Below are 6485 nucleotides of genomic sequence, written 5' to 3'. Positions count from 1 at the left end.
GAATCTGAATCTGAGTCGGAATCTGAGTCGGCATCCGCATCCGCATCGGCGTCTGAATCAGCATCAGCGTCTGAATCGGAATCGGAATCAGCATCAGCGTCTGAATCGGAATCTGAATCGGCGTCCGCATCAGCATCGGCATCAGCATCGGCATCAGCATCAGCATCGGCGTCGGCATCTGAATCGGAATCTGAATCTGCATCCGCATCGGAATCCGCATCGGCGTCCGCATCCGCATCTGAATCGGAATCAGCATCCGCATCAGCATCGGCGTCCGCATCTGAATCGGAATCGGCGTCCGCATCAGCATCTGAATCGGAATCAGCATCCGCATCAGCATCGGAATCGGAATCGGAATCGGAGTCCGCATCTGAATCGGCGTCTGCATCGGCATCCGCATCCGCATCTGAATCGGCGTCCGCATCTGAATCGGCGTCCGCATCGGAATCGGAATCTGAATCTGAGTCGGAATCTGAGTCGGCATCCGCATCCGCATCGGCGTCTGAATCAGCATCGGCGTCCGCATCGGAATCGGAATCAGCATCAGCATCCGCATCTGAATCGGAATCGGAGTCGGCATCCGCATCGGCATCGGCGTCGGAATCGGCATCGGAATCGGCATCGGCATCAGCATCTGAATCGGCGTCCGCATCTGAATCGGAATCTGAGTCGGCATCCGCATCTGAATCGGAATCTGAGTCGGAATCTGAGTCGGCATCCGCATCTGAATCGGCGTCTGAATCAGCATCAGCGTCGGAATCGGAATCAGCGTCTGAATCGGAATCAGCATCAGCGTCTGAATCGGAATCAGCGTCTGAATCGGAATCAGCATCAGCATCTGAATCGGAATCTGAGTCGGCGTCCGCATCAGCATCCGCATCCGCATCAGCATCAGCATCCGCATCGGCGTCTGCATCGGAATCGGCATCAGCATCGGAATCGGCGTCCGCATCTGAATCGGAATCTGAGTCGGCATCCGCATCTGAATCTGAATCGGAATCTGAGTCGGAATCTGAGTCGGAATCTGAGTCGGCATCCGCATCCGCATCGGCGTCTGAATCAGCATCAGCGTCTGAATCGGAATCAGCATCAGCGTCTGAATCGGAATCGGAATCTGAATCAGCATCAGCATCTGAATCGGAATCTGAGTCGGCGTCCGCATCAGCATCGGCATCAGCATCGGCGTCTGCATCGGAATCGGCATCGGCATCAGCATCGGAATCGGCGTCCGCATCTGAATCGGAATCTGAGTCGGCATCCGCATCCGCATCGGCGTCTGAATCAGCATCAGCGTCTGAATCGGAATCAGCGTCTGAATCGGAATCAGCGTCTGAATCTGAATCTGAATCTGAATCCGCATCAGCATCTGAATCGGAATCTGAATCTGAATCCGCATCCGCATCGGCGTCGGAATCTGAGTCGGAATCTGAATCTGCATCCGCATCGGAATCCGCATCGGCGTCCGCATCGGCATCTGAATCGGAATCAGCATCGGAATCTGAATCAGCATCTGAATCAGCATCAGCATCAGCATCAGCATCGGCGTCCGCATCAGCATCAGCATCAGCATCAGCATCAGCATCAGCATCGGCATCAGCATCAGCATCGGCATCTGAATCAGCATCGGAATCGGCGTCGGCATCTGAATCGGCGTCCGCATCGGCATCCGCATCAGCGTCTGAATCGGAATCAGCATCCGCATCTGAATCGGCATCGGAATCTGCATCGGCATCGGCGTCTGAATCGGAATCGGAATCAGCATCGGCGTCTGAATCGGAATCGGAATCAGCATCAGCATCTGAATCTGAATCTGAATCAGCATCGGCATCCGCATCTGAATCGGAATCTGCATCCGCATCGGAATCGGAATCTGCATCGGCATCCGCATCTGAATCGGAATCTGCATCCGCATCGGCATCCGCATCGGCGTCGGCATCTGAATCGGCATCTGAATCAGCATCGGCGTCGGAATCAGCATCTGCATCAGCATCAGCGTCGGAATCGGAATCGGAATCAGCATCGGAATCTGCATCTGAGTCTGAATCTGAATCCGCATCGGCATCGGAATCGGAATCGGAATCAGCATCGGCGTCTGAATCTGAATCAGCGTCTGCGTCTGAATCTGAATCAGCATCGGCATCGGAATCTGAGTCGGCATCCGCATCGGCGTCCGCATCTGAATCGGCATCCGCATCCGCATCTGAATCAGCATCCGCATCGGCGTCCGCATCTGAATCTGAATCAGCATCAGCATCGGAATCGGAATCAGCATCGGCGTCCGCATCTGAATCGGAATCGGAATCCGCATCGGAATCTGAATCAGAATCTGCATCGGAATCTGAATCGGAATCGGAATCTGAATCGGAATCGGAATCTGCATCAGCGTCGGAATCGGAATCAGAATCTGCATCGGCATCAGCGTCGGAATCGGAATCTGAGTCGGCATCTGCATCTGAGTCTGAATCAGCATCCGCATCGGCGTCTGAATCAGCATCTGAATCGGAATCAGCATCCGCATCGGCGTCTGAATCAGCATCTGAATCGGAATCTGAATCTGAATCGGAATCTGAATCTGAATCGGAATCGGAATCAGCATCTGAGTCAGTATCAATAGGTTCTTGTATAATTACAGCAACCATATCAGACTGTTTATCATCACGATTTTCCTGATGTCCGTTTACAACAATACTTACTTCATCACCAAGATTGAGCTCAGCATCTAGTGGAATTTCAAATTCACCGCTAGCATTAATTGGTACATTCTTCTCTACAAGTTCACCATTGATATAAACGTCAAGTGAATACGTTCTACCAAATGTATCATCTTGTTCATGACTTCCTGTTATTACATTGTCACCAACATAGATATCATTTAGTTTTGGTTGATTGACTACCCAGTTATTGTAGCCAGTTGTGTCATCGACATTTACTGTTGTCTCAACTGCCTTAGTTCTTATCTGACTCGGATTAGCAACATCCGGTTGTTGTCCGACAACTCTGACTGTTACTTCATCGCCATAAGAAAGATCTAGATTTAATTCATTTACATCATATGCGAATACATAACTTCTACTTGTTACTGGAATATCTTCTTCAGTATTAACGAGACGGCCATTCACCAGTAGTTCTAAGTTATAGCTTCTCTCGTACGCTCTACTCTGAAGTGGAACACTTCCACTAATCAGTTGATCGTCTTCTTTTAATGGATCAACTCTTGCAGCTTGAACTTCCCATTGATCATAGTCATCGATATTTTCAACAATCATCGTAGTTGTTGAGCTTACTTTATCTTCATGCCCATCTTGTTTTCCAATGACATATGCTTCAACAACTGCACCTTCAGGCAACGGCGCTGGTGATCCATCCACGATCCACATTGAAGAGAATTCAAAATCATTTGAGATATTTTCTCTTCTTAGGACTTCCTGCCCTTCAATAGTCAATACTAAATCATACGTTCTTCCCGCTTGACGATTTTGTGGCAAGTTTAACCCAGTAACTAAATACTCACCAGTGTACGCTTGATGAACTATTGGATTACTTACTACCCAATCTTCATAGTCTACAATATCTGTACCTGTGCTATGGTAAGTAATACCAGAATATTTTGTATACCTTTTTCCATTGCGCAATACGTATTGATGAACTCCTTTTACCCTTGCGGTAACGATATCACCCTCTCGCAGAAAACTACCAAAATCGTATTCCCAATTGCCGTCTTCATCCATACCAATTGTATCTCTTGGTACACCATTGACTAATAGTTCAACAAAATAATCGGTATCATGTTCATTAACGAGATCTTGCTTCCCATTTCCATAGAAATTTTGATCGTCAGAAGTTAATAATGTAGTCGTCTCTACCGGGTTCTCTATCCAAGTGTTATAAATCCCCTCAGAAGAAAGTTCCCCGGATATTGTTCCACTACCTCCAATAACAATCCAGTCTGCACTAGTTGTTACACTTCTAACAGAGTAATTATCCTTCCTAATCACCATGTTGTCTCGAGGATTATCTTCTTTCCATCTTGCCAAATCAATCTTTAGATCAATAGCAATATCTACACTACTCAACTGAATTAAATAGTTAGGGGTATAATAGGTGATGGAATGGGTATCAGGATCATACCCCATCGTTTCATAACCTGAGATAATGCCGGTTCTCGCATCCCATACATCTTTAATGTCTTCAGTTACATCACCCCAACCTAAGAAAGTTGACGGTCGAGAAATCGTTCCTGAAATATAGTCTGTATAATTTGGGGTTAAGAAGAATTGATCTGCTAAATCAGGATCTAAATAGATCGTTTGCTTAAATTGAGAAATCAAACCAATGTTTAGCCATGTATTAGATTCACCTGCTGTTGCTATGTGAATCCCGTCCTCATCTGCAGATAATTTATTGAACTTATCTGTGAAGCCAAAGTTAATCCCTATTCGAGGTGCAACTTCTTCATAGCCTCCTGTGCTATCTGTAACGTTTACAGACTCGGCATTTACTTTTGTTTCAGCTACAAACAAGCCGCTTGTAATTACACCAGCAATCATAGCATTGTAAATTAGCTTATTTTTAGCATTTTTTTTCTTAATATTTTTCCTATTCAATGACTGAACGTGATCAAATTGATTTTTCATTTTTTCCTCCCTTTTAGTAATTAATAAGATTTCTATTAATTGCTAAGTTCACATTCAAAATAAATATAAACTTAGCAATTAAGTGAACCTCAATTGCTTTTGAGATAATTCTTATAATTGATTAGTCCACTTAAAAAGTGCTCTGCATCATCTATTCTCATTCTAAAATTATCGTGTCTTGCAAAAAAACCACCAGCAATGATATTTGGTTTTGCCATATACATAGCAACCTCCGGATAAAACACCCCTACGTTCATTTCATGCAACGCTCGCTTATCCATAGTTGGTTTTATATCCTTCGCTTTAGGAAACTTCTCTAACAAATGTGAATATTGTTCACTTGTATCTAAGTGATCAACAAATTTAGCAGCCGCAACTAAAAGTTCTAGCATGGTAGGATAAGCAGTGTCTCGTTTGTTGATAAAATTCAAATTTTCTGTAGCATTTCGAATACCAAACTCATAATATTCCTCTTTAGGTAATAAAGCTGATAGCTCATTAACGGCATAGCTTATCCAATGGTCATGGTATTTATAATATTTTTTTTCTACTAATTTTTTCAAAATTGATTCCGCTAATGATAAAGTGGTATCATCTGGAATTTGCTTATACGCTCTAGCGAGACCGAATAGTACTTCGCCATCGTAATAAACTGTCCGGAAAGCCTCTTTTACTTCTAACTTTTCGTTTAGAACGTGAATTGTATCTCCATCTTGAATAAAATATTCTTTGATCATTTTCACCGTATTGATAAGAATTTCTTCATACTGTAAATCACCAGTTATTTCTTGATACTTTGAAAATGCTAACAGCACCATCGCATTGCTTCCAAGTTTGTATTCAAAGGCGTCGATTCTTCGATCGATAATATCTTTGAAAAGCAAGTGCCCTTCAATATCAGTCGTTAGGTTTTGAATCCCCCAGTCAAGCCCACTCTTAATTTTCGGAAGATCTTCTTCATAGGTTTCTAAGTCTTCGACTGCTTCTAACCACGCATACAAAGTGGAAAAATGTCTTACCGTATTGTAGTTGATTAGCGTTTTATTAAACTGAGGAAAATAGCCATATATGAATTTTCCTGAATCAAGTATTTGATCGCTTAAATATTTGCGCCCATCTTTAATCACTCTTTCTAAATCAGATACAATATTTTTCTTCAAATGCTGTCTCACATTGATCCCCGGTCCACGATACTGAAGCTCATAGAGTTCCGAGCCTTCATTCACCATTATTCCTCTCGTTCTAAAAATGGTGATAGCCTTGAGGGGATCGGGTAAAATAATAGGTTTCTTATATTTCCGGAAAAGATATTTGCTCAGATTTACATGATTGAAAGATAAATTTGGTTTATTTTTCCCAATTTTATGCTCTCTATCCGGTTGGAAAATCATGTTCCCATTAATTTCTTCTTCCAGCAAAGAAATACGTAATTCCTCATCAAAAGCGATCCCATATCGAAAATAGTTGTTTCTTGGTGTTTCTTTTAGCATTTCGTCAAATTTTTGATAAGGAATTTTCTTTGAGTAGATGACAACATCAAATTTGAGATACTTGACCATACTCAAATTATTTCTTTCAAAAAATCTTTGAACCTTAATCCATGTTCTATCAAAATCCTTCGAGCAGAAAGACTTTACTTCTGCCCTACTTTGACCAGTTGACCACGAAATGTAGATGACTGTTTGACCTTGCATATTACTTTTTTCATAATAGCTACTAAGTTTTGCTTTAATTTGAACTAACTTTGAGTGCTTTAACATTGAACAACTCTCCAATTTAATCAGTTTGACCAGTTTTTGAGATAAATCTTCCATTCATTGCGTTAAACTTTTACCCATTGCTATGATTTCA

At 42.9% G+C, this 6485-nt stretch carries 1 protein-coding gene and 1 pseudogene; both read right to left on the bottom strand.

Translation table 11 applies throughout. The features are described 5' to 3' along the window. Positions 1-4634: pseudogene (locus A5882_RS20090) on the bottom strand (hypothetical protein); the annotation flags it as partial. Between the two features lie 89 nt (positions 4635-4723). Further along, a complete protein-coding gene (locus A5882_RS08555; RefSeq protein WP_225869261.1) occupies positions 4724-6394 on the bottom strand; it encodes a poly alpha-glucosyltransferase in 1671 nt (556 codons plus the stop codon). Positions 6395-6485 lie beyond the last annotated feature (91 nt).

Source organism: Enterococcus sp. 4E1_DIV0656, from assembly GCF_002140695.1.
Lineage (GTDB): Bacteria > Bacillota > Bacilli > Lactobacillales > Enterococcaceae > Enterococcus_D > Enterococcus_D entomosocium.
Note: the sequence above shows the minus strand (reverse complement) of the source record. Positions and strands in the feature narration are given on the sequence as shown.